The organism is Empedobacter sp. UBA3239, assembly GCF_002362875.1.
Classification (GTDB): Bacteria; Bacteroidota; Bacteroidia; order Flavobacteriales; family Weeksellaceae; genus Empedobacter; species Empedobacter falsenii_B.
The window spans coordinates 1,177-3,041 of record NZ_DEVJ01000066.1 but is presented as its reverse complement, the minus strand read 5'-3'; the positions used below and the strand labels follow the sequence as shown (position 1 = coordinate 3,041).

Annotated in this window: 3 protein-coding genes; all 3 read right to left on the bottom strand. The window is 29.5% G+C overall.

Annotation, left to right across the window (positions count from 1 at the left end):
- Positions 1–26: 26 nt before the first annotated feature.
- Positions 27–488 carry a MaoC family dehydratase gene (locus B4G36_RS09885; protein ID WP_221854485.1) on the bottom strand — a complete coding sequence of 154 codons (462 nt, stop codon included), beginning with the start codon at positions 486–488 and terminating at the stop codon, positions 27–29.
- Between the two features lie 162 nt (positions 489–650).
- Positions 651–1,004 (bottom strand): YkvA family protein, encoded by a 354-nt coding sequence (locus B4G36_RS09880; protein ID WP_221854484.1) that lies wholly within the window; start codon positions 1,002–1,004, stop codon positions 651–653.
- A 96-nt stretch (positions 1,005–1,100) separates the two neighbouring features.
- On the bottom strand, positions 1,101–1,751 hold the full coding sequence (locus tag B4G36_RS09875; RefSeq protein WP_291063704.1) for a peptidylprolyl isomerase: 651 nt from the start codon (positions 1,749–1,751) through the stop codon (positions 1,101–1,103).
- Between the last annotated feature and the right edge of the window lie 114 nt (positions 1,752–1,865).

Sequence of the window (1,865 nt, the reverse complement as noted above, 5' to 3'; positions counted from 1 at the left end):
GCTTTGTAAATTATATTGATCTTTAATTAATCATTAAAGTGGTAAAGGAAAACCACATCTGCCGTATAAGCAGGTTTCGGATTATCTTTAATTTCTAAATTTGCTTCGATGACAACTTTTGCAATTCCTCTCAAATTAGTAATAGATTTCAATTTTGCAGTTAATCTTACCTCACTATCAACCAAAACAGCTTGTCCAAATCTCAAATTTTCAATTCCATAATTGATTAACATTTTGATGTTGCGCACTTCCGCAATTTGATTCCATAAATGAGGAATTAAAGAAAGCGTTAAATAACCATGTGCTATTGTTTTTTTGAAAGGTCCTTCGTTAGCTGCTTTTTCAGGATCTGTATGAATCCATTGATGATCTAAAGTTGCATCAGCAAAGCGATTGATTTGTTCTTGATTTATTATATGCCAGTCAGATTTACCGATTTCTTTACCTTCGAAAGCTTTGTATTCATCGAAATTATTAATAATTACCATTATTCAGGTGTTTTAGTTTTTAGTATTGTATTGCTCAAATCTAATGAATAATCGGCAGATAATAAATTTTATTTATGAGATAGAGAACACTTTTTGAATAATCTGAAATAAAAAATCCGACTGAAAATTCAATCGGATTTTTTATAGCTATTTAATTTATTGCTAATCAATAATTTTTGCATCTTCAACATTTGCATAGGCTCTTTGCGTATCTCTCCATGCAAGATATTTAATAATTTCTTTGTTGAAATATTTCATTCCAAAAAGTAAAATCCCAAAATCATCTATCAAACCAAAAGGTCCAAATAGCGCTTCTGGAATGATATCAATAGGAGAAATAATGTATAAAGTTGCTACAAATCCAAGAAATAAATTCATGTTGTCAGGTTTATAACTTCCTTTTTTGTAATCACCTAACATATTGAAAAAAGCCTTTACTTTTTCAAAAAAAGATTTGTCTTTTTGAGCTGCCATTGCTGCTGCTCCAGCGACTTTAAAGAATTTTGATTTTTTCATTTCACAAAATATGTTTTAAAAACGTATTATGTATAACAAAGTACATGCCAAAACATTTAAATTGATTTTTGTGTCATGTTAAAACTTTATGTCACATTATTTTACTATTTCTTTCTTCTTTGATTTAATGATTTTTGCATTCAATATTTTGTCAAGTTTTGGATATCTTTCGCGCATTAATTTTGTACTGTTAAAAATTTCTTCGTCTTCCATTGTTTGTCCAGCGTAACCATCATACAAACTTTCTACAACATTCATTCCGTTCACTACTTTTCCAAAACTTGGAAAACCTACGACATCATTCGAATTGATTGTATCCAAACGATGATTATCTTTCAGATTAATAAACAAATCCAAATCTCTTGTGTTTTTTCCAGCGCGCGCAAAACTCAAAGCACCTTTACTATTTCCAGCAATAACAGGTTCATCTTCTACAATAAATTTTTTCCATTGATTAGAAACAATTGTGTCTGTATTTCCAAATTGTGCAACAAAATTCGGAACAACGCGATAAAAAGTTCCATCTTCGAAAAAATTGAACTTCACCAATTGATAAAAACGATCAACAGCTTTTGGTGATAATTTTCTTTCAACTTCGATATCAATATTTCCTTTTGTCGTTTCAAATCGAGCAACAAAATTTTCTGGCGCTTGTTTCGTTGTCCATTTTTTATGAAAAACCGTTTTGCTAGAAGTACAAGCCGAAAGCGTAAAAAGTGTAAATAATGCTAGAGTAATTTGTTTCATGTTTTAATTTTGTGGATTAAACTTAAACAAAAAACGACACTTAGCATAAGTGTCGTTTTATTATTTTTGCAATTCTTGTTCAATTTTAAAAAACCATTCTGTTTTTTGATTATA

Excerpts from the sequence above, each read along its gene's own strand:
- B4G36_RS09880 (WP_221854484.1), bottom strand. The coding sequence starts at position 1,004 with ATGAAAAAATCAAAATTCTTTAAAGTCGCTGGAGCAGCAGCAATGGCA.
- B4G36_RS09885 (WP_221854485.1), bottom strand. The coding sequence starts at position 488 with ATGGTAATTATTAATAATTTCGATGAATACAAAGCTTTCGAAGGTAAA.
- B4G36_RS09875 (WP_291063704.1), bottom strand. The coding sequence starts at position 1,751 with ATGAAACAAATTACTCTAGCATTATTTACACTTTTTACGCTTTCGGCT.